Source organism: Paraburkholderia flagellata (genome assembly GCF_021390645.1).
Lineage (GTDB): Bacteria > Pseudomonadota > Gammaproteobacteria > Burkholderiales > Burkholderiaceae > Paraburkholderia > Paraburkholderia flagellata.
The window spans coordinates 1,576,789-1,599,471 of record NZ_JAJEJT010000001.1 but is presented as its reverse complement, the minus strand read 5'-3'; the positions used below and the strand labels follow the sequence as shown (position 1 = coordinate 1,599,471).

The following is a 22,683-nucleotide window of genomic DNA, read 5'->3' as shown; positions in this document are numbered from 1 at the left end:
ACGCGGATTATCGGGCTCCTCGGTCGGCAGATGGGCCTCGGGAGTCCGTAGGAAACGGACGGCAAGAAGAAAATTCGAACGCATAGACCTCTCCGGGATGCGCGACGCGTGCGCCCGATGCATTACGGTCCCGCGTTCGCGCGAATCCATTTGCCCGGCGTACCGCAAGCGCCGTGCCGCGCAGTACGCCCCCGGCCGCTCGCCTCGGTACGCAGGTTGCAGCTCTCCGCGCAAGGACCTTTGCAGTCATCTCACGTTGAGCTTGGCGGCCTCGCAATGGAACATCCATCGCGACGCGCTGACATCGGCGGAACTGCACGCCATGCAGGCGCTAACGTATCCCGCGAGCGATCCTCTTTATGGCGAACGTGGGCCGCTGATCGAGTACTGGCTCGCGCAGGCGTGACGGCGCCGGGCACAGCGCTTGCATTTGCGCGGTATTCACCGTGCATTCGCACAAGGGAGGGGGATACCATGACGACACAATCGAATCACCCGCAGGATTTGCGTGACCTGGCTTGCCGCCGCGCATCCGCGCTCGTCATCGGGCTTGGGTGCACGTTAGGCTTCGCGCTGTGCGCTCCGTCTGCCGCATTCGCGCAGGGCGCACCGCAATCGATCGCGGTGCAGCGTATGGCGACCGTGCAATCGGGCACCGGCTTTCGCGCATCGAAGCTCGTGGGCTCCGACGTCTACGACAATAGCGGCAGCAAGATCGGCGCGATCGACGACATCGTGCTCGAGTCGCCTGATGCAGGCGCCTTCGCGATTCTCTCGGTGGGCGGCTTTCTCGGCATGGGCAAGCATCTCGTGGCCGTGCCGTTCAACGATCTGCGCATCGACAGGAAACAGATCGTACTGCAGACCGACAAGACGCAGCTAAAGGCCATGCCCGAGTTCAACTACGCGCACGATTGACGCTCTCGCGCGAGCGTGGTTGCTGTAGGTCAAGACGACCCGTGCCTTAGTCCAAAGTCCTATTGCGCGCCCCTCGTCCACACACCATAGTGGATGGATGCCTCGTGGGAGGCGTCCGAAGCGGGGAGCATTTAATGGCGAAGAAAGATGAAGTCAAGGCCGCGAGCGCCGCGGAGCCGGCGGAAAAACTCAGCGAAAAAGCCTATCAAAAGGAACTCGAGCGCCTGCATGGCGAACTCGTGCGCTTGCAGGAGTGGGTAGTACAGAAGCGCCTGAGGGTATGCATCGTGTTCGAAGGCCGCGACGGCGCAGGCAAGGGCGGCACGATCAAGGCGCTCACCGAACGCGTGAGCCCGCGCGTGTTTCGCGTATTCGCGCTGCCCGCGCCCACGGAGCGCGAGAGGTCGCAAATGTACTTTCAGCGTTACCTGCCGCTGCTGCCCGCTGCCGGTGAAGTCGTGGTGTTCGATCGCAGCTGGTACAACCGTGCGGGCGTCGAGCGCGTGATGGGCTTTTGCACGCCGCAACAGGCGACGGAATTCCTGCGCGGCGTGCCGCTCATCGAGCGCGCCATCATCGACTCGGGCACGATCCTCATCAAGTTCTGGCTCGAAGTGAGCCAGAAAGAGCAAACCCGGCGCCTCGAAGGGCGCATCAACGATCCACGCAAGATCTGGAAGCTTTCGCCGATGGACCTCCTGTCGTATAGCCGCTGGTACGACTATTCACGTGCGCGCGACGAGATGTTCGACATGACGGATACGCCGGAATCCCCGTGGTTCGTTGTCCGTTCCGATGACAAGAAACGCGCGCGCCTGAACGTCATCGGCCATATTCTGAACACCATTCCGTACAAAGCGCTGCCGCGCGAGAAGGTCACGCTGCCCGAGCGTCAGAAGGCACAAGGCTACCGCGACCCGGACTACCCCTACAAGTACGTGCAGGAGAAGTACTGAGCGGCGCGCGCCATCCGGCGCGGCTTCTCGTCACGTCGGATCAAACCACACTATCATCACAATTGAGCGCTCACGAGGGGTAGACCATGGCCGATCTGCTGCTGGGAAATATCGACGAACACGTCACGGACGCCGAAATCAACGAGTTTCTGGAGCGCTACGGTTTTCCGCCGTACGACGCGATTCAGCGCATCGAAGGGGCGGGGCGTCCCAGCGCGCTGGTCACCTTCCACGCCGCGAGCGAAGAGGGGTTGCGCAGATTGCAGGGCCGCATCAACAACCTGTTCTGGCGCGATCACACGATCAGCGCTCAGGTCATGCCGCCGGCACGCGAGGAGTAGGCGGGCGCAAACACGCAACAGGGCGCCGTTTCAGGCGTCCGCTCTCAGGCCAGGTAGGCCAGCTTCAATAGAAGATCATCCCTGGCCTCTGCGTGCTCACGCGCGTGCGCACTTTGCCTTGAGGCCCATTCCCGTTTCAGCGTCGGGAATACTCACCGGTTCGAGTCGATTCAGGGCGCCGCGGCCTATTCGTATCGGCGTTGCGGTCGTAGCCCATCACGACGCCGGGTTAGAGGCCCACCACGTTTCGCTCTATTTGTGCGGGACAACGCGTTAGCGGATCTCGTCGTCAGCGAATGTAGGCGAGCCGCTTCCACTGGTTTCCCTGCATTGTTCGAGGCGCACCGGCTCCGGCACCATTAGGTCAGACGAACCCGCAAGCGCACCGCGCAACGAGATGAACGAAACGCTTCCCGCATCCCCTCCGGCCTGGACGCCGACGCCGCAGCAGGTCGAATCGGCCCGCATCACCCAGTTCATGAAGTGGCTCGGCGATACGCGCGGTCTCTCGTTCGACGACTACGACGCGCTATGGCGTTGGTCCGTCGAGAACGTCGACGCTTTCTGGTGCGCGCTGTGGGACTGGGCGCAGATTCCCTCGCGCGAGCCGCGCGGCGCAGCGCTCGCCGATGCCGCGATGCCCGGCGCGCGCTGGTTTCCCGGCGTCGAGCTGAACTACGTCGAACGGGCTTTTCAGCTTGCGAGCGACGCGCGGCCCGCGATCGTTTCGCGCAGCGAGAGCGGCCCCCTGGCCGGGCGCACGCGCGAATTGAGCTGGGCGGAACTGCGCCGCCAGGTGGCGGCTTGCGCGGCCACGCTGCGGCGCATGGGCGTCACGCGCGGCGACCGTGTGGCGGCCTTCATGCCGAACACGCCCGAGACCGTCGTGGCATTCCTCGCCACTGCGAGCGTGGGCGCGATCTGGTCGGTGTGCTCGCCCGACATGGGACCGCTCGCAGTGCTCGACCGCTTCCGGCAGATCGAGCCGAAGGTGCTGTTCGCCGTGGACGGCTATCGCTACGGCGGCAAGCCGCACGACCGGCGCGAGCTGATTCACCATCTGCTGCGCGAGTTGCCGAGCGTGGCGCATCTCGTGTTCGTCCCGCAGCTCGACGCGGACGTCAACGTGAGGGAGTACCCGCGCGCCACGGCATGGCGCGACGCCATCGCGGGCAACGTCCCGCTGCACATCGAGAGCGTGCCGTTCGATCATCCGTTGTGGATCGTCTATTCGTCGGGCACGACGGGCATGCCCAAAGCCATCGTGCATTCGCACGGCGGCATCGTGGTGGAGCACGTGAAGCTCACTGCGTTACACCTCGACCTGAGCCCCGGCGACCGTTTCCACTGGTACGCCAGCACGAACTGGATCATGTGGAACTGCCAGGTGGGTGGGCTGCTCGCGGGCGCGACGCTCTGCCTCTACGACGGCAACCCCGCGTATCCCGACGCGCAGGCGTTGTGGCGCTTTGTGGGCGAGACTGGTGTCACGTTCTTCGGCGCGGGGGCGGCGTATTTCCAGGGGTGCCTCAAGTCCGGCGTCGAGCCGCGTGCGGCGGCGGATCTCTCGTGCCTGCGCGCGGTCGGCTCGACCGGCTCCCCGCTGCCGCCCGAAGCGTATGCATGGATACTCGAGCACGTAGGGCCGGTGTGGATCGACGCGATTTCGGGCGGCACCGATTTCGCGGGGTGCTTCCTCGCCGGCGTGCCGACCTTGCCGGTTTATCTCGGCGAAATGCAGTGCCGATGCCTTGGCGCGCGAGTCGAGGCGTTCGACGAATCAGGGCACGCGCGCATCGACGAAGTCGGCGAACTCGTGTGCACCGCGCCCATGCCTTCGATGCCGCTCTACTTCTGGCGCGACGAGGCGAACCGGCGCTACCGCGAAAGCTACTTCGACATGTTTCCTGGCATCTGGCGCCATGGCGACTGGCTGCGCATCACGCCGAGAGGCGGCGCGATCATCTACGGTCGCTCGGACGCCACCATCAACCGCCACGGCATTCGCATGGGCACGAGCGAGCTCTATCGCGCGGTGGAGTCGGTGCCCGAGGTGCTGGACAGTCTCGTGGTCGATCTGGAGTACCTGGGACGCGCCTCGTCGATGCCGCTCTTCGTGGTGTTGCGCCCCGGCGTCGAGCTGACCGACGCGCTCGCGCAACGCATTCGCGCACGCGTGCGCGAGGCGCTTTCGGCGCGTCACGTGCCCGACGAGATTCATCAGATAGAGGCCGTTCCGCGCACGCTCTCGGGCAAGAAAATGGAGGTGCCGATCAAGCGGCTTCTGCTCGGGCAGCCGCTCGAGAAGGTGGCCAATCCGGACACCATGGCCAACCCGGAAAGTCTCGCGTGGTTTGCGTCTTTCGCGCGGGCGAGGGACGCAGCGCAGTAAGCGGCTCGCGGCAGCACGAGACTTCGGGGCGCGCCCGCGCCGATTTGGCCGCGCCGATTTAGAATGGCGCGCGCGGGCTGACCCCTCTGTCTGTCCGTTTCCGCGGACTCCCATCGTCAACGCATGCCATCGCTCAGCGCTACCGTTCCCATCTCGCTCGTCAACGGCTTTCTCGCCGGTGCCGGTGCCGAGCCCGCCGTGATCCGCCGCTATCTCAACGAGGCGGGCATCGCGCTGGAACTGCTTGCCAAGCCGGGCGGCCGTGTGACGGAAGAGCAGTTCTCCACGCTCTACCAGACGCTCGCCATCGAACTCGACGACGAGATGCCCGGCATCTTCAGCCGGCCGCTGCGCAGCGGCACGCTCAAGTTCCTCTGCCTGAGCCTGCTCGATGCGCGCAACCTCGAAACGGCGTTGCATCGCTTCGACCAGTTCTTTCACATCGTGCTCGACGATTTCCGGCTCGAATCGCGCCGCCAGGGGCTCGTGGCCCAGGTGGCATTACGCGCCAATCCGACGTATGCCGCGATCGGGCCGCTCGGGCAGGAACTGACGCTCAAGCTCGCGCACGGCGTGTGCTCCTGGCTGATCGGCCAGCGTATTCCGCTTCTGCAAGTCGATTTCGCCTGCGCGCAGCCGCCACATGCGCTCGATCACCGCTACTTTTTCCATGGGCCCGTGCGCTTTGGCAAGGAAGCCACGCTGATGCGCTTCAGCGCGGCCTATCTCGACATGCCGATCCGGCAGAGCAAGCGCAACCTGCGCGCGTTTCTCGCGCGCTCGCCCGGCGACTGGATCTTCGAGACCTTCAGCGAGCAGCTCGTGAGCCACAACGTGCGTCAGTATCTCGCCGCGCAACTGCCCGATCTGCCGACCATCGAAGCGGCGGCCGATAGCCTGCACTGCTCGGTGCGGACGCTCTGCCGGCGCCTCGCGGCGGAGGAGACGACCTTCCAGGCGCTCAAGGACGAACTGCGCCGCGACGTGGCGATCCAGCGCCTCACCGACACCCAGGACACGATCGCGGCCATTGGCGGCGATCTGGGTTTCGACGATCCCAGCGCCTTTCATCGCGCCTTTCGCCACTGGACGGGCAGCACGCCCGGCACCTACCGCCGTCGCGGCTGAGCGGCCGGGCGGCCGAAGGTCGCGCGACACAAAGCGGGGGCGCCCACCCATGACGGGTGGGCACAGCAGCCGATAGCGTGGCCAGAATTGTCACCATGTGGTCCGGTTTGGACAGTGGTTTGGCGACCGATTGCCGCTACGATTCGTCCTGTACTGCCGCAAGGTGGCCACATCCCTGGCCCGGCGGCGCATCCAATTTGACCCCTGAGTGACTGGAAGGACCGATCATGAGCTACAACGCCCCCGTCAAGGACATGCTGTTCGTGCTGAAAGAGCTGGCCGGCATCGACGCCGTCGCAACCCTGCCGGGTTTCGAAGACGCTGGTTTCGACACTGCGCAAGCCGTGCTCGACGAGTGCGCGAAGCTCTCCAGCGAAGTCATCGCGCCGCTGAACGTAGAAGGCGACCGCGCGCCCAGCAGCTGGCGCGACGGCGAGGTCACGGCCACGCCGGGCTTCGCGGGGGCGTTCCGCCAGTATGTCGAAGGCGGCTGGCAAGGTCTGCAACATCCGTCCGAGTTCGGCGGCCAGGCGCTGCCCAAGCTGATCGCCACGCCCTGCATCGAAATGCTCAACGCGGCGAACCTCTCGTTCGCGCTGTGCCCGCTCTTGACCGACGGCGCCATCGAGGCGCTGCTCACCGCGGGCAGCGACGAGTTGAAGACGCGCTACGTGCCGAAGCTGATCTCCGGCGACTGGACCGGCACGATGAACCTCACCGAGCCGCAGGCCGGCTCCGACCTCGCACTTGTGCGCACGCGCGCCGAACCGCAGGGTGACGGCACGTACAAGGTCTTCGGCACGAAGATCTTCATCACGTGGGGCGAGCACGACATGGCGGAGAACATCGTTCACCTCGTGCTGGCGCGCACCCCCAACGCGCCCGAAGGCGTGAAGGGCATTTCGCTCTTTGTCGTGCCGAAGTTCCTCGTGAACGACGATGGCTCGCTCGGCGCGCGCAACGACGTGCATTGCGTGTCGATCGAACACAAGCTCGGCATCAAGGCGAGCCCGACGGCCGTGCTGCAATACGGTGACCATGGCGGCGCGATTGGCTATCTCGTGGGCGAGGAGAATCGCGGCCTCGAATACATGTTCATCATGATGAATGCGGCGCGCTTTGGCGTCGGCATGCAGGGCGTGGGCGTGGCTGAAAGCGCGTACCAGAAGGCCGTGGCGTACGCGAAGGAGCGTGTGCAGAGCCGCCCCGTGGATGGCTCGCTCAAGCAGTCGGCCACCATCATCCATCACCCGGACGTGCGACGCATGCTCGGCTCGATGCGCGCCATGACCGAAGGCGCCCGTGCGCTCGCTTATGTCGCAGCCGCCTATAGCGACAATGCTCACTATCATCCTGACGCAGAAGTGCGCGCACGCAATCTCGCGATCTACGAATACCTCGTGCCGGTCGTGAAGGGCTGGAGCACGGAAATGGTCAATGAGGTGACGAGCCTCGGCGTCCAGGTGCATGGCGGCATGGGCTTCATCGAGGAAACGGGCGCAGCGCAGTATTACCGTGACGCGCGCATTCTCGCGATCTACGAAGGCACGACGGCGATCCAGGCGAACGACCTGGTCGGCCGCAAGACGGTGCGCGACGGCGGCGCGGTTGCGAAGGCGCTGCTTGGCGAGATCGCCCGGACTGCTGAAGAACTCGGGCAGGCCGGCGGCGCGGCGGCGGCATCGATGCGCGAGCAACTGGAGAAGGGCGCGCGCGCACTGGCGAATGTCATCGACTACGTGATTGCGAACGTCAAGAGCGACCCGAACGCAGTGTTTGCGGGCAGCGTGCCGTATCTCAAGCTCGCGGGCGTCGTGCTGTGCGGCTGGCAAATGGCGCGCGCGCTGCTCGTCTCGCAACGCGAACTCGCGAACGACGCCGAGTTCCACGGCGCGAAGATCGCGATTGCGCAGTTCTACGCCGAACACATTCTCCCGCAGGCAGGCGGCCTCGAGACGTCGATCCTGGCCGCAAAGGGCGACGCTGGCGTGCTCTCGCTGAGCGAAGTGCAGTTTTGATCGGGCGCTTAGGGCGCTCAGTAAGCGAGCTCAGTTAGCAAGCAAGCAAGGAAGAGGATATGTCGTCGAGTGATCTGATTGCGCAATACGGCCCACGCGAGTCGATGGAATACGACGTGGTGATCGTCGGCGGTGGCCCGGCCGGCCTGTCCGCCGCGATCCACCTGAAGCAGCTGGCCGCGGAGAAAGGCGCTGAAATCGGCGTGTGCGTGCTGGAAAAGGGCTCGGAAATCGGGGCGCATATCCTCTCGGGCGCGGTCATGGATCCGCGTGCCCTGAACGAGCTGATTCCGGACTGGAAAGAGCAAGGCGCACCGCTGAACGTGCCTGTGACCGAGGACAAGTTCCTTTTTCTTTCCGAAACGGGGGCTAAATCGGTGCCGAACTGGGCGCTGCCCGACAACTTCAAGAACCACGGCAACTACGTCATCAGCCTTGCCAATGTAACGCGCTGGCTGGGCCAGCAGGCCGAGGCGCTGGGCGTGGAGATCTTCCCGGGCTTCCCGGCTGCCGAGGTGCTCTACAACGACGACGGCTCGGTCAAGGGCGTCGCTACCGGCAACATGGGTGTGGGCAAGGACGGCGAGCCCACCGAGAACTTCCAGCTCGGCATGGAGCTGCACGCCAAATACACGCTGTTCTGCGAAGGCTGCCGCGGTCACCTGGGCCGGCAGCTGAACGAGAAGTTCAAGCTGGGCAAGGATTCGGACCCGCAGGTCTACGGCATCGGTATCAAGGAACTCTGGGAGATCGATCCGGCGAAGCACCAGCCGGGTCTCGTGATTCACACCGCCGGCTGGCCGCTCGAATCGGACACCTACGGCGGCTCGTTCCTGTACCACATCGACAACAACCAGGTGATGGTGGGTTTTGTCGTCGGTCTGGCGTACCAGAACCCGTATCTCTCGCCGTTCGAGGAATTCCAGCGCTACAAGACGCACCCGGAAATCCGCAAGTACCTCGAAGGCGGCAAGCGCGTATCGTACGGCGCGCGCGCGATTACCGCGGGCGGCCTGATGTCGCTGCCCAAGCTCGTGTTCCCGGGCGGCGCGCTCGTGGGCGACGACGCGGGCTTTTTGAACGCCTCGCGCATCAAGGGCAGCCACGCGGCGATCAAGACCGGCATGCTCGCGGCCGATGCCGCCTTTGAAGCCGTGCAGGCCGGCCGCCAGAGCGACGAACTCGCGGCCTATCCGGAAGCGTTCAAGCAGTCGTGGCTCCACACGGAACTCTACAAGGCGCGCAACTTCAAGCAGTGGATGAGCAAGGGCCTGTACCTGGGCACGCTGATGGTCGGCATCGAGCAGAAGCTCCTGGGCGGCAACGTGCCGTGGACGCTGCATCACCAGCATCGCGACCACGAGATGCTGAAACCGGCCTCGCAGTGCAAGCCGATCGAGTATCCGAAACCTGACGGCAAGCTCACGTTCGACCGGCTCTCCTCGGTGTTCATCTCGAACACCAACCACGAGGAGAACCAGCCTGCGCATCTGACGCTCAAGGACGCGAGCGTGCCCGTTGGTATCAACCTCACGACTTACGCAGGACCCGAGGCGCGCTTTTGCCCCGCAGGCGTCTACGAGTTCGTGAAGGACGAGCAGGAAGAAGACCGCCTGCAGATCAACGCGCAGAACTGCGTGCACTGCAAGACGTGCGACATCAAGGACCCGACGCAGAACATCGTGTGGGTCACCCCCGAAGGTGGCGGCGGACCGAATTATCCGAATATGTAAGCACAGGGCGGCGCGTTCGCGCCCCTTGTCGAGCCATTCCCTTGCGCCGGCCGCACCCACCGCTACCGGGTGGGTTCAACCGCGACGTTTTGCCGTATGTTCATCGATACGGCAACAACGCAACGGAGACAAGGAATGGGCGTATTGAGCGGTTTTCGCGTACTGGAGTTCGAGGCAATCGGTCCGGCTCCCTTCGGCACGATGCTGCTGGCTGACATGGGGGCGGACATCATCCGTGTGAACCGGCCCGTCGCCCCCGACGATCTCGGGCCAAAACGTGAGGGCGCGCAGGTGGATGTGACGGGCCGCGGCCGGCGCTCGATCACGCTCGACCTCAAGCGACCCGAAGCGGCACAGGTCGCACTGGACCTGATCGCCGAGGCCGATGTCCTCATCGAGGGCTTTCGCCCCGGCACGATGGAGCGGCTGGGCCTCGGCCCCGAAGCGGCGCTTGCGCGCAACCCGAAACTCGTCTACGGCCGCATGACCGGCTGGGGGCAGAGCGGGCCGCTCGCGCAGCGCGCCGGGCACGACCTCAACTACATCGCGCTTTCGGGCGTGCTTTCCGGCATCGGGCGCGCTGGCGAGGCGCCGGTGCCGCCGCTGAATCTCGTGGGCGACTATGGCGGCGGCGGCATGCTGCTCGCGCTCGGCGTGGTTGCGGCGCTGTGCAACGTGCAGCGCGGCGGCTCGGGGCAGGTGGTAGACGCGGCGATGGTCGAGGGCGCGGCGCAACTCGGCTCCATCGTGTGGGGGCTCATGGCGTCCGGCAACTGGCGCGAAGCGCGCGAGAGCAATCTGCTCGACGGCGGCACGCCCTGGTACGACAGCTACCTCACGAAAGATGGCCAGTACATGGCGGTGGGCGCGGTGGAATCGCGCTTCTATGCGCAGTTGCTCGACAAGCTCGGGCTCGCCAATGCCGACCTGCCGAAGCAGCACAACCGCAAGGGTTGGCCCGTGCTGCGCCAACATTTCGAGGCGGCGTTCCTCACGCGTACACGCGACGAATGGTGCGCCGTGTTCGAGGACAGCGATGCCTGCGTCGCGCCCGTGCTGGGTTTTTCCGAAGCGCCGAAGCATCCGCACAACGTTGCGCGCGCAAGCTTCGTCGAGGCGCACGGCGTCGTGCAGCCGGCGCCCGCGCCGCGCTTCTCGGCCACGCCTTCGGCCATCGGCCACAAGGCCCCGGCGAGAGGCGAGCATGGTCTTGCCGCGCTGCTCGACTGGGGCTTCGACGAACGGACGGTTGCGCGCATGCGCGAGCATGGGCTCGGTTATCAGGAGTAAGTGACGCTGTGCAGCGCGGTTGCGCGTATCAAACAGCGGCATTGAATGTATCGATCTGGAGGAAGACATGAAGGTGTTGGTAGCAATCAAACGCGTGGTGGACGCCAACGTAAAGGTTCGCGTCAAGGCGGACGGCTCGGGCGTCGATCTCGCGAACGTCAAGATGAGCATCAATCCTTTTGACGAGATCGCCGTGGAAGAGGCCGTGCGGCTGAAAGAGCAGGGCGTGGCGAGCGAAGTGGTCGCGGTGTCGTGCGGTCCCGCCGCCTGCCAGGAGACGCTGCGCACGGCCATGGCGATCGGCGCCGACCGTGGCGTGCTAATCGAGACGGACGCCGCGCTCGAACCGCTCGCAGTCGCCAAGCTGCTCAAGGCGCTGATCGACAAGGAAGCGCCGCAGCTCGTGATTCTCGGCAAACAGGCCATCGACGACGACTGCAATCAGACGGGCCAGATGCTGGCCGCGCTCACCGCGCGCCCGCAAGCGACGTTCGCGAGCAAAGTCGAAATTGCAGACGGCAAAGCGCGTGTGACACGCGAGATCGACGGCGGCCTCGAGACCGTGCAACTCGCGCTGCCGGCCATCGTGACGACCGACCTGCGCCTGAACGAGCCGCGCTACGCGACGCTCCCCAACATCATGAAGGCCAAGAAAAAGCCGCTCGACACGACCACGCCCGCGCAACTCGGCGTGGACGTCGCGCCGCGCCTCACCACGCTCAAGACCGCGGAGCCCGCGGGCCGCGCGGCCGGCGTCAAGGTGCCCGACGTCGCGACGCTGGTCGCGAAGCTGAAGAACGAAGCGAAAGTGATCTGAAGGAATGCAAATGACTGCTGGTAAACCTGTTCTGGTCGTCGCCGAGCACGACCACGTCTCGATCAAGTCGGCTACCCTCAGCACGGTAACGGCCGCCCGCCAATGCGGCGACGAAGTGCACGTGATGGTGGCGGGGCACAACGCGGCAGGCGCGGCAGAGGCGGCGGCGCGCATCGCGGGAGTCGCGAAGGTGCTGCACGCCGATGGCGCGGCACTCGCCGACGCGCTCGCCGAAAACGTCGCGGCGCAAGTGCTGGCCGTGGCCGCCAATTATGGGCACATCCTCTTTGCCGCCACGAGTGTCGGCAAGAACGTCGCGCCCCGTGTGGCGGCGCTGCTGGACGTCGCACAGATCTCCGAGATCACGCGCGTGGTGAGCGCGGACACATTCGAGCGGCCGATCTACGCGGGCAACGCGATTCAGACCGTGCAAAGCGCCGAAGCGGTGAAGGTCGTCACGGTGCGCATGACGGGCTTCGACGCGGCGGCGCAGGGCGGTGCGGCACAGGTCGAAAGCGTCGCAGCGGTCGCGGACAGCGGCCTTAGCGCGTTCGTCGAACGCGTCGTGACGAAGAGCGAGCGGCCCGCGCTTGCGGACGCGCGCATCGTCGTGAGCGGCGGCCGGGCGCTTGGCAGCAGCGAGAAGTTCAACGCCGTGCTCACGCCGCTCGCCGACAAGCTCGGCGCCGCGCTTGGCGCGAGCCGCGCGGCCGTGGACGCAGGCTTCGCACCGAACGACTGGCAAGTGGGGCAGACTGGCAAGATCGTCGCGCCCCAGGTGTACTTCGCGTGCGGCATTTCCGGCGCGATCCAGCATCTCGCGGGCATGAAGGACTCGAAGGTGATCGTGGCGATCAATAAGGATGCCGAAGCGCCGATCTTCAGTGTGGCAGATTTCAGCCTCGAAGCGGACCTGTTCGAGGCAGTGCCTGAACTGGTCGCGGCGCTCTAGGCGACGCAGCGCGGCCAGTGCAAACGTACCGGCCGACCGGCGATTTTCCGGGTTTTCCGGTGCGTGCCGTCGATGCGGCTTGTGGCAGGAAGGGCTTGTGCCTTCCCTGCCATTTTTTACGCCCGCGAGTTTACGTCCGCGAATACCAGTACATGCCGTCGTCGTGCAGCTCGCGTTTGACTTCGCCGCGGTACGTCAAGTAGTTCAGGCACGCAAGGCTCTCGCCGGTCGCGAGGCTCATCTGCCCGAGATCGTCCTCGCCAATGCGCCGCGCGAACAGCGCACCGAACACATCCACGGCCCGACGCGGTTCGGCAAGCGCTGCGCGCAGACGCGCGAGGCTCTTGTCCTGCCCCTGGCGCAAACGCTCGATGCGCGCGTGCAGCCCGTAAAAGCAGTCGTTATGCGAGGGAAGAACGAGCACATCGTCGGGCACTTCGCGTTGCAGTTTGTCGAACGAGGCGTACCACTGGGCCATCGGGTCCGCGTCGGGCTCAATCGGATAGACCGAAACGTTCGAGGAGATGCGTGGGAGCACCTGGTCGCCGGAGATGAAGAGCTTCAGCGCCGGACAGTAGAAGCAGGCGTGTTCCGGCGAATGCCCCATGCCGACGATGACGCGCCAGTCGTGCGCGCCGATGCGCACGACCTCGCCGTCCTGCAGGCGCCGGAAGCTTTCGGGCAGCGCGTGGATATGCTGGCCGAAGCGGCCAAAGCGCGCGCGGTAGACATCGATCGCCGACTCGCTCCAGCCCGCGCGGCGATAGAAGTCGAGCGCGTCGGCGGGCGCTTCGCGGCCCGTGTCGGCCGCCGCCACGCGGCAGTTGAAGTACTCGGTGCGCGTCATCCAGAGCCGGCAGTCGAACGCGCGCGTGAGCCAGCCGGCCATGCCCACATGATCCGGGTGCATGTGCGTGACCAGCACGCGCGTCACGCGTGACACCGCGCGCGGCTCGCCGCCTGTCGCCAGGATCGCGCGCCAGACAGCCGTGGCGGCGTCCGTGCGGGCGCCCGTATCGACCACGGCGCAACCTTCGGTCTCGTCGATGAGCCACACGTTGATGTGGTCGAGCGCCCACGGCAGCGGCATGCGCAGCCAGCGCACGCCCGGCGCGATCTCGATGGTCGAGCCAGGCGCAGGCGGTTCCGCGTAGGGGTAGCGCAGCGCTGATTGTGTGCTGCTGGAGATATCTTCGGTGCGTTCAGTCATGCGTCGTGGGACATAAGGAAATGGGGCGCGCAAACTTTCTCGTATCGCGCAGGATAGCGCGAACGCGGCGTCGCCGCCCACGTTCGTTTGGGGGCAGAGTGCATGACGCACGACCCTGCGGCCCGATTCTGCGCTGCCCGCGCCTGCTTACTTTTGTTTCCGCTTGTTGCTTCTCGTTGCCGCCTGTTTCGCTTTGTTGCCGGATGACGACGCCGGATGGCGTAGCATCGCGCCTCAACGTCGATACTTATTGCGCCGCAACAAAATGATGCCTACACTGACCAGGTCTGCCGGCTACCTCGACGCTTTCGCAAAGGAGGGCGTGACATGACGACTCGATCAAATACATTGCATGCATCTCTGAAGCTGCACGTCTTCGAACAGGAAGGTGGGTGGCATTGGGGTATCACCATCCCTCGCAGCGCGGGTAGCGGCTTCAAGCTCATCGCGTACAGCGAAACGACCTTCACCGGCGAGAGCGAAGCGCTGCGCGATGGCAGCCGTGCGCTCGAAAATATTCCGGAAGATGCGGCGCTCGCGTTCGCATCCTGAAACGGCGCGTCCGCGATAAACGCGTTCACGAGATCTCTTTACGGCGCATGCCGTCAATGAACCCCTGCGTTGCGACGCCCGGCGTGTGATGCTCCTCGCATGCCTGTCCAGCAGCATGAACGGTGCGCCACGTCCGATAGCGTCTGCGCACTCTTTTCCTTGAGTAGCACGAAGAATTCGACGACATAGGGCGCCCTGCCGCGCGCCGGTAGGCCTTCGGGCGTGACCGACCGCACTGTCCATATTGTCACTGAAGCTAGATCTGGACGGCCCAGCGCGGCGGCGTCGCGCTCGTGGGCTCGAGGAGTGCCTTCACGATATTCAGTGCGTCGTCTTCGACCGGCATGGGAATCGGCGATTCGTCACGGAAATCCGCTGCCGCAAGGTAATCGTTCTGCGCAAGCGGATGATTGTTCACGACGAGTTCGACCATCTCGAAACGAAACAACGGATGAAAGACGCTTGCCGACCGGCGTAAACGGGTCGGGGCGCCGATTTGCGCCCGAAGCGCGGCATGCCGTAGGAGCCTTCGAGCGCCTCGATGTGATGGGAGAGCGCACTTTGCGTGAGGCGCATGCACGCTCCCGCTCTCGCGCAACGCGATGGAAACCGAGCCGACATGTCGGCTGGTTGCGGCACGTTTCTGGAACAGCGTGTTTGCATAAAATACAGACTCATTGTGATAACAATAGTTATCTTATCAGTCAGATTTGGTGGCGAACATGGAGCGCGTCGAGTGGTCTTGCCGAATAGGGGAGGCTTGCACGTCGCGGCTTTCGCGCAACGTGCAAGCGGATCACGAACGCCGAAGCACGGATCGACGAGTTCCGGCGCCCGTTCCTTGGAGCGTGGCGCGTGCGTAGCCGTCAGACAGCGTCTATCGCACGCTTCGCTCGTCACCCAACCTTATTGGCCTGCTCCTTCGCAAGCAGGCGTTGAGCCTGTCGATCTCCGCGGTTGGCTTCCTGCGCGGTCTGTACCGAAGTTTCAGTGGCTTCGGCAAATGCAGCGCGTGCGGCGTTGCTGATCGTGACGGCATACGAAGCTGACGACGTGGAACCCTGTGTCGTCGTATTGGACTGCGGCTGTGTCTTGCTGGCCGGTTGCGCAGCCGCAGTCGCCTGCTGGTTCTGCGCGCCGTTATTCGCTGCTGTCGCAGCGGCGGGTTGGCTAGAAACTGCCTGGATCGTCATCAGAAGGTCTCCAAAAAAGAGAGAAAAAACCGTGAACAGCGCACGGTTTATCGGAGCACCTTCCAAATACTTAAGAAGTATTTATTCTTTGAAAACGAATCAACTTAAGGCTCGCATAAGCTTTGGTTCGATTTGCGTTAGCGCTATTTATAATATCCGGGCGATTTGCCTTCTATAGCTGCACAGGTCCGAGTTTCCCGACACCCGGTGCCTTGGTGTGTCTACCCATCGAAACTGTCGACGGTATTTTCTGGAATAGAAGCGACTTTTATTCAGGTTTAAAAAGTAAATCTTTGTTCTCGAAAAATAGGGACTCCACGTCGAGAATATTTCTTCGATAAGGAGTTCATCAGAATACATGGCTACCATCCCCCAGGTCTTTCAAGTTTCCCCTGGAAATCTATCTTGCTGCCGCTCACGAACAACGTCACTCACGATAACTGGTCCACATGGGTCCTCCGGCAGCGTCATGGCGACGATCGCGCCCATGAGCACGACGTCCGTGCTGAGATCACGAGATACGCAGACCGGGTGCTGGATAACGTTCGCCTTCGTCCCGGCATGACATTGGCTGACATCGGCACGGGTGACGGTCTCGTCGGGTTTCGCGCGATAGAGCGGGCCGGCGCATCAATCCGGGTGCTCATGACCGATATTTCGGCTCCGTTGCTGCGGCACACGGAAGAGACCGCGCGAAGTCTGGGGGTGAGCGGACAGTGCGCATTCATACACGGCCGCGCCGAGCATCTGGAAGGCATTGCCAACGAAGCTGTCGATGCTGCCACGATGCGCGCAGTTCTGGCGTATGTGGAAGACAAGCCCGCTGCAATGCGAGAACTCAACCGCATACTCAAACCGGGCGGGCGCTTGGCCATCGCAGAGCCGATTTTGCGTGACGAAGCGCTTGAGGTTTGCATGCTCAAGCAACTGGTCGATGCCCGTGCATTCAACACGGAAGATCCGTTCTTTCCCTTGTTGCTCCGATGCCGGGCGGCGCAGTTTCCCGACACTGAGGAGAAGGCGCGCGCGCTGCCGATTACGAATTATGGCGAACGCGACCTTGTCCGCTTCGCGATCGACGCGGGATTCACAGACATTCATCTGGAATTGCACATCGATGTGCGAACTGAAGACAGCCTTCCTTGGGAAACGTTTCTCCGCACCTCGCCGCACCCGTTGGCGCCCAGCCTGGAAGAGGTCTTCGAGAAGGAATTTACCCGCGATGAGCGCATGTACCTGGAAGTGCGAATGCGCGCGATTTTTGAAAGCGGAACGCAACTCGGCGCGGAGCGCATTGCGTACCTGACGGCGAAAAAGCCCTGGATAGCAGACGCGAACGCGTGCTTAAGGATTGCATAAGCGTTTACCCTGCAGAATGCGCCGCATGCCTGCCGCTACGCCACGAACGAGTGGTGTGCGTTCAGGTTCATGCTCGCGCATTCATGCTGCGCGGGATTGGCTCAAGGAGTGTATTTTGTCCAGCCCGCAGTCTCGCGCGACATTGCCGCGCGTCTTTCGTCTCTCCATTCCTGCTAGCGCGCGTGCCACGCTCGTCGCCGTTACATCGGGCACCGCACTGCTTGCCGGATGCACAAGCTACATGGCACAGCCATTGGCTACGGGGCCTTCGCTGGTCACGCAGGACGGGCTCGAACGGGTTCAGATCGATCCCGCGAAAATGCCGTTGCCCGAGCTTGCGGCACATCGCTTCGATCCGTCCGATGGCTTCGACATCGAAGACGTCGCGATGCTGGCCGTCGCCAATAATCCGGACCTGACACTTGCGCGTGACGATCTCGGCATCGCGCAAGCGCAGGCGTTTTCGGCCGGACTCCTGCCAGATCCCCAAGTGAGCGTTTCCAGCGATTATCCCGGCGCTGTGGGGCTCTCGCGCGCGTTCAGCTATGGCCTGAGCATGGACGTGATGGCGATTGTCACACGCGGTGCGAACACGAAGTCCGCCAACGCCACGGTTCGCAAGACCGACCTCGGTCTGCTCTGGCAGGAGTGGCAGGTCGTGGCGCAGGCGAAGCAACTGTACGTGAGAGCGCGCTTTCAGGACGAGGTGCTGCCGCTGTTCGAGCAGCAGATGTCACTGGCCCGCACGCGTTACGAACGCACCGCGCGCGCGGCAAGCGAACACAACGTGACGCAAGACAGCGTCACCGCATCGCTCACCGCATACGAAGACGCTCGCAAGCAGTACACCGATATGCAGCGCGCGCGCGAGCAGACGCACCATGACCTCAACGCGCTGCTCGGCCTCGCGCCCGACACGACGCTTGCGCTTACAGGCGACACGGCAGTCACGCCGATACCCGACGGCACGCTCGATGCAGCGACTGCGATGCTGGCGCAGCGCCGTCCCGATCTGATTGCGCTCCAGGCAGGCTACGAAGCGCAGGAGCAGAAGTACCGCGCCGCGATCCTCAACCAGTTCCCGAGCCTCTCGGTGGGCTTTACGCGGCAGCGCGACACTTCGGAAATCTACACAAGCGGCTTCGCAATCAATCTCACGTTGCCGGTCTTCAATCGCAATCGCGGCAATATCGCCATCGAGCAAGCGACACGACAGCGTCTGGCGGACGAATACCAGACGCGCCTGAACGCGGCTTACGCGGATATCGCCCACCTGCGTGCAGATGGCGCGATCGCCGCGCATCAACTCGATCAGGACGACGCTGCGCTGCCAGGGCTCGAACGTGCCGCCGCGCAGGCGCGCGACGCCTACGCGGCGCGCAACATCGTGCTTGGGCAGTACGTCGACGCGCAAAGCGCGGCGCTCGCGCGTCGCGTCGATGCCGCCACTGCGCGCGAAGCGCTAGCGGAACAACGTATTGCTCTCCAGGCGCTGCTCGGCAGCGCGATTCCCGATCCGTACAAGACTCCGCCCGCGCGAGGCGCCACGGCTGAAAGCGCGTCCTCCAACAACATCGTTGCACGTTGATCTCCATGACCGACCACCGCTTCCTTTGCGGCGCGCGCACGCGCGTCACCGTCTGCGCACTCGGCGCTGCGGCCGCGCTAGCCTCCAGCGCAGCGCTTTTCGCACCGCATGTCGCGCGCGCGGACGACACCGGCACGGCGGGCAGCTCGCCCGCGCCATCTGCCGCCGTGCAGGTCGTGCATGTGATGCGCGAGCCGGTTTCTCAAACCGTTGTCGCTTATGGCTCGGTTGCGTCCGCAGCCTCGAACGCAACGACCATCAGCCTTCCGTATCTCGCACGCGTGACGCGCGTGCTCGTGCAGCCGGGACAGACCGTAGCGCGAGGCGCGCCGCTCTTCGTCGTGCAAGCCGATCCGAACGCCGTGATCGCGTATACGCAGGCACAAAGCGCGGCGACGCTCGCACGTGGCGAACTCGCACGCACCGGCGCGCTCTTGCACGACGGTCTCGCCACGCAATCGCAGTTCGCGGCGGCGCAAAAGGCGCTCGACGATGCACAGCAGGCGCTTGCTGCCCAACGCGCGACGGGCGTTGCGCCGGGTTCGAAAACCGTCACGGCGCCTGTGGCTGGCGTCGTCGTGCAGCTTGCCGCGGTGCCCGGCGACCAGATCCAGGCGGGCACGGCGCTCGCGCAACTCGTCGCAGCCAACGGTCCCGCGGGCAATACCGCGAACATTTCGCTGGGCGTCGAACCTGCCGACGCGCTCGCGCTGCACGCCGGCGATCGTGTCGTGCTGCGCCCGCTGTCGGCCTCGCTCGGTTCGCAGCGTGCGCAAGGGCGCATCGTGCTTGTCGGCGCAGCCATTGACGCGCAGAGCCAGCTAGTGAACGTGGGCGCGAACGTACCGCTCGCGGGCACCGCATTCCTGCCAGGCACGCGCGTGCGGGCCGACATCGACACGCAGACTGGCACGTGGTGGAACGTGCCGCGCGCCGCGGTACTTCAGGACGCGAAGGGCAGGTATGTCTATCAAGTCGCGCCGAACAACAAGGCGCACCGCGTCGATGTGACCGTGAAGGTCGAGCATGGCGATGCGTACGGCGTGGATGGCGCGCTCGACGCCTCGCGGCCGCTCGTCGTCGTAGGGAACTACGAACTCGAAGACGGCATGGCCGTGCGTGTGGCGCAAGGCGGCGCGCGATGACGTTCAGCGAGTGGATGCAGCGCCATCGGCGTTCGCTTTTGTTCGTGATCGTGCTTGCAGCGCTTGCCGGTGCGCTCACCGCGTTGCGCCTGCCGATCTCTCTCTTTCCGAACGTGTCCTTTCCGCGCGCCGTGATTTCGCTCGACGCGGGCGATCGTCCCGCTGAACAGATGGCGACGCTCGTCACGATGCCGGTGGAAGAAGCGTTGCGGCGCGTGCCGAACGTACGCGACGTGGAATCTCGCACGAGCCGGGGCGCGGCGGAGATCTCGCTGAATTTCGACTGGGGCACGGACATGTCGCAAGCCACGTTGCAGGCGCAGTCGGCCATCGCCGAAATCCTCGCGACGCTGCCGCCCGGCACCACGATGCAGGTGCGCCGCATGGACCCGACGGTGTTTCCGGTCCTCGCGTACAGCCTGACATCGTCGCGATTGTCACTCTCGCAACTCCACGATCTCGCGCAGTTCCAGTTGCGTCCGCTGCTGTCCTCTGTTGCGGGCGTGGCGCGCGTGGATGTGACGGGCGGGGCGCGAGACGAACTCGAGGTTGCCGTCGATCCCGCGCGCCTCGCGGCGTTCAAGCTTTCTGTCGCCGATGTTTCGCGCGCGATCGGCGCGGGCAATGTGTTGATGGCCACGGGTCGCATCGAGGACCACGACAAGCTCTATCTCGTCGTGGCGAATTCGGCTTTCAGCGGGCTCGATACGCTGAAAAACGTGGTCGTCTCGTCCGCGGGGGCAACGCAGATCCGCCTGGGTGATGTCGCCAGCGTTTCACAGGGGACCGTGCCGCAATGGATTCGCGTAACCGCCGATGGCCAGGACGCGGTGCTGCTCAACGTCTACCAGCAGCCAGGCGCGAACAGTGTGGCGATGGCGCAGGCGATTCGCGCGCGCATCAAAGGATTTGGCGCACAGATGCCGCAAGGCGTGAAGCTTGCGAACTGGTACGACCAGAGCGAACTCGTGATCGCCTCGGCCACGAGCGTACGCGATGCCATCATGATTGGCGTAGTGCTCGCAGCGCTCACGCTCTACGTGTTTCTGCGCAACACGAAGATCACGCTCATTGCCGTGGCGCTCGTGCCTGTGGTGATGGCCGCGACCATTCTGCTGCTCGACGTGTTCGGCATGGGCTTCAACATCATGACGCTCGGCGGGATGGCGGCGGCGGTGGGCCTCGTGATCGACGATGCAATCGTGATGATCGAGCACATCGCGCGGCGTATGCGCGAAGCCGGCGCGCATGCGTTCCATGGCCGCGTGATGAGCGCGGCGCTCGAATTCACGCGGCCGCTCGCCGGCTCTTCGGCGGCAACCCTCATCATCTTTGTCCCGCTGGCTTTTCTCTCAGGCGTAACGGGGGCGTTCTTCAAGGCGCTTTCCGTGACGATGGCGAGCGCGCTCTTTATTTCGTTTCTCGTCACCTGGCTTGCCATTCCGATTCTCTGCGACCGCTGGCTCACGGCGAAAGATGCCGAGGAGCATCGCGAAACGCGCTTCGCCGCGTGGCTGAACCGGACCTACGCGCGACTCGTCTCGCGCGTGAGCGCACGGCCCGTGTGGGTGCTCGCGCTCGTCGTGCCGCTCGCGCTGCTTTCTGCGCTCGCGTTCACGCGCGTGGGGAGCGGATTCATGCCGTCGATGGACGAGGGCGGTTTCGTGCTCGACTATCACACGCAACCGGGGACGTCGATCACGGAAACCGATCGTCTGATGCAACAAATCGAAGCGATCATCCGCGCGAACCCGAATGTGGCGACGTATTCCCGGCGCACCGGCGCGGGACTCGGCGGCGACCTGAACGAGCCGAACAAGGGTGACTTCTTCGTGCGCCTGAAGTCGGGCAGCCGCGAGCCGATCGACACGGTGATGGAGGAAATCCGTTCGCAGATCGAAACAAACGTGCCTGGTGTGAACGTCGAGCTTGCGCAGCTGATGGAAGACCTGATTGGCGATCTCACTGCGGTTCCACAGCCCGTGCAGATCAAGATCTACTCGGACGACCAGAACGTGCTCGACACGACAGCGCAACGCGTGGCCGCACGCATCGGCAAGATTGGCGGCATCGTCGACGTGAACGATGGCATTAATCCCGCCGGCGACGCCATCGATCTGCGCATACGCCCCGACGCGGCGGCTGCCGAGGGCATGGATCCGCAGGCCATCGCGCAGCAGGTCTCGGACCTGCTGGACGGCAACGTCGCCACGCAGTTCCAGAACGGCCCGAAGACGGTCGGCGTGCGCGTGCGTGCGCAAGGCGCGCTGCAAATGACGGACACCGAACTTGCGCGCCTGCCATTGCGCGCGCCGGACGGACACGTTTTCGCGCTGTCGCGCGTCGCCGACCCGGTGCACGTGAGCGGGCAGCCCGAGATCAGCCGCGACAACCTCAAACGCATGGTGGCGGTGACGGCGCGCATCGATGGACGGGACCTCGGCTCGACCATCGCCGACGTGCAGCGCGTGCTCGCCGATCCCGCGCTTCTGCCAACGGGCGTCTATTACGAGCTTGGCGGGTTGTACCAGCAACAGCAGATCGCATTCAAGGGACTGCTCGCGGTGTTCGGCGCCGCCGTGGCGCTGGTGTTCGGCTTGCTTCTGTTCCTCTACGAGCGCTTTCGCGTGGCGCTCGCGGTGATGGCGATGCCGCTGCTCGCCACCGGCGCCGTTTTCATCGGACTGTGGGTGACGGGCATCGAACTCAACATCTCCGCGATGATGGGCATGACGATGATCGTCGGCATCGTGACGGAGGTCGCGATCTTCTATGTCTCCGAGTTCCAGGGGCTCGTGCGCGACGAGGGCATGCCGCTCGAGGAGGCGCTGCAGGCCGCGGGCCGCAACCGTCTGCGGCCCATCGCGATGACTACCATCGCAGCCATTCTCGCGCTGCTCCCGCTTGCCTTTGCCATTGGCCAGGGTTCTGCGATGCAGCAACCGCTCGCCGTCGCGATCATCTCGGGCCTGATCGTGCAGATGCCGCTCGTGCTGCTGGTGCTGCCTGTGCTGCTGCGTCTCTTGCTGCGGCTGAAGGAGGGCAGGTGAGTGGCGGCAAATTGAAAACGAGGTGCGAAACGAAGCGGTGT

General features: G+C 64.4%; 19 protein-coding genes. 16 read left to right on the top strand and 3 right to left on the bottom strand.

Going from position 1 to position 22,683, the window contains the following annotated elements:
- Positions 1-256: 256 nt before the first annotated feature.
- From L0U83_RS06980 to L0U83_RS06930, 11 genes are all read left to right on the top strand, one after another.
- Entirely contained in the window at positions 257-406 is a 150-nt protein-coding gene (locus tag L0U83_RS06980; RefSeq protein WP_233881539.1) for a hypothetical protein, read from the top strand.
- 68 nt (positions 407-474) lie between these two features.
- Positions 475-918 carry a PRC-barrel domain-containing protein gene (locus L0U83_RS06975; protein WP_233881538.1) on the top strand — a complete coding sequence of 148 codons (444 nt, stop codon included), beginning with the start codon at positions 475-477 and terminating at the stop codon, positions 916-918.
- Between the two features lie 134 nt (positions 919-1,052).
- Entirely contained in the window at positions 1,053-1,874 is an 822-nt protein-coding gene (gene ppk2, locus L0U83_RS06970) for a polyphosphate kinase 2 (RefSeq protein ID WP_233881537.1), read from the top strand.
- Between the two features lie 86 nt (positions 1,875-1,960).
- Positions 1,961-2,215, top strand: coding sequence for an RNA recognition motif domain-containing protein (locus tag L0U83_RS06965; protein WP_233881536.1), 255 nt, complete (start codon positions 1,961-1,963; stop codon positions 2,213-2,215).
- Positions 2,216-2,612: 397 nt separating this feature from the next.
- Entirely contained in the window at positions 2,613-4,607 is a 1,995-nt protein-coding gene (locus L0U83_RS06960) for an acetoacetate--CoA ligase (RefSeq protein ID WP_233881535.1), read from the top strand.
- Positions 4,608-4,730: 123 nt separating this feature from the next.
- On the top strand, positions 4,731-5,735 hold the full coding sequence (locus tag L0U83_RS06955) for an AraC family transcriptional regulator (protein ID WP_233881534.1): 1,005 nt from the start codon (positions 4,731-4,733) through the stop codon (positions 5,733-5,735).
- Between the two features lie 227 nt (positions 5,736-5,962).
- Positions 5,963-7,753, top strand: coding sequence for an acyl-CoA dehydrogenase (locus L0U83_RS06950; protein ID WP_233881533.1), 1,791 nt, complete (start codon positions 5,963-5,965; stop codon positions 7,751-7,753).
- A 59-nt stretch (positions 7,754-7,812) separates the two neighbouring features.
- Positions 7,813-9,486, top strand: a complete 1,674-nt coding sequence (locus L0U83_RS06945) for an electron transfer flavoprotein-ubiquinone oxidoreductase (RefSeq protein WP_233881532.1) — start codon at positions 7,813-7,815, stop codon at positions 9,484-9,486.
- 135 nt (positions 9,487-9,621) lie between these two features.
- Positions 9,622-10,776, top strand: coding sequence for a CaiB/BaiF CoA transferase family protein (locus tag L0U83_RS06940; protein ID WP_233881531.1), 1,155 nt, complete (start codon positions 9,622-9,624; stop codon positions 10,774-10,776).
- A gap of 67 nt (positions 10,777-10,843) precedes the next feature.
- Entirely contained in the window at positions 10,844-11,593 is a 750-nt protein-coding gene (locus L0U83_RS06935) for an electron transfer flavoprotein subunit beta/FixA family protein (RefSeq protein WP_233881530.1), read from the top strand.
- Positions 11,594-11,603: 10 nt separating this feature from the next.
- A complete protein-coding gene (locus L0U83_RS06930; protein WP_233881529.1) occupies positions 11,604-12,545 on the top strand; it encodes an electron transfer flavoprotein subunit alpha/FixB family protein in 942 nt (313 codons plus the stop codon).
- A 130-nt stretch (positions 12,546-12,675) separates the two neighbouring features.
- Here the strand turns inward: L0U83_RS06930 and L0U83_RS06925 are convergent, their stop codons facing one another.
- Entirely contained in the window at positions 12,676-13,755 is a 1,080-nt protein-coding gene (locus tag L0U83_RS06925; RefSeq protein WP_233881528.1) for an MBL fold metallo-hydrolase, read from the bottom strand.
- A gap of 327 nt (positions 13,756-14,082) precedes the next feature.
- Here L0U83_RS06925 and L0U83_RS06920 point away from each other — a divergent pair, with 327 nt between their 5' ends.
- Positions 14,083-14,307 (top strand): hypothetical protein, encoded by a 225-nt coding sequence (locus L0U83_RS06920; RefSeq protein WP_233881527.1) that lies wholly within the window; start codon positions 14,083-14,085, stop codon positions 14,305-14,307.
- A 256-nt stretch (positions 14,308-14,563) separates the two neighbouring features.
- On the opposite strand, the gene L0U83_RS06915 is transcribed toward L0U83_RS06920, so the two are convergent.
- Positions 14,564-14,740 carry a type 2 periplasmic-binding domain-containing protein gene (locus tag L0U83_RS06915; RefSeq protein ID WP_233881526.1) on the bottom strand — a complete coding sequence of 59 codons (177 nt, stop codon included), beginning with the start codon at positions 14,738-14,740 and terminating at the stop codon, positions 14,564-14,566.
- A gap of 463 nt (positions 14,741-15,203) precedes the next feature.
- Positions 15,204-15,500 carry a hypothetical protein gene (locus tag L0U83_RS06910; protein ID WP_233881525.1) on the bottom strand — a complete coding sequence of 99 codons (297 nt, stop codon included), beginning with the start codon at positions 15,498-15,500 and terminating at the stop codon, positions 15,204-15,206.
- A gap of 405 nt (positions 15,501-15,905) precedes the next feature.
- Between L0U83_RS06910 and L0U83_RS06905 the strand changes: the two genes are divergently transcribed.
- The 4 genes from L0U83_RS06905 (at position 15,906) to L0U83_RS06890 (ending at position 22,642) form a co-directional block, all read left to right on the top strand.
- Entirely contained in the window at positions 15,906-16,859 is a 954-nt protein-coding gene (locus L0U83_RS06905; protein WP_233881524.1) for a class I SAM-dependent methyltransferase, read from the top strand.
- Between the two features lie 241 nt (positions 16,860-17,100).
- The gene (locus L0U83_RS06900) at positions 17,101-18,447 is read left to right on the top strand and encodes a TolC family protein (RefSeq protein WP_233881523.1); all 1,347 of its coding nucleotides are present in this window, start codon (positions 17,101-17,103) and stop codon (positions 18,445-18,447) included.
- Between the two features lie 5 nt (positions 18,448-18,452).
- Positions 18,453-19,592: an efflux RND transporter periplasmic adaptor subunit gene (locus L0U83_RS06895; protein ID WP_233881522.1), complete on the top strand. Its 1,140-nt coding sequence runs from the start codon at positions 18,453-18,455 to the stop codon at positions 19,590-19,592.
- Positions 19,589-22,642 (top strand): efflux RND transporter permease subunit, encoded by a 3,054-nt coding sequence (locus tag L0U83_RS06890; protein ID WP_233881521.1) that lies wholly within the window; start codon positions 19,589-19,591, stop codon positions 22,640-22,642. Before L0U83_RS06895 ends, L0U83_RS06890 begins: the two co-directional genes overlap by 4 nt.
- The last annotated feature ends 41 nt before the right edge of the window (positions 22,643-22,683 follow it).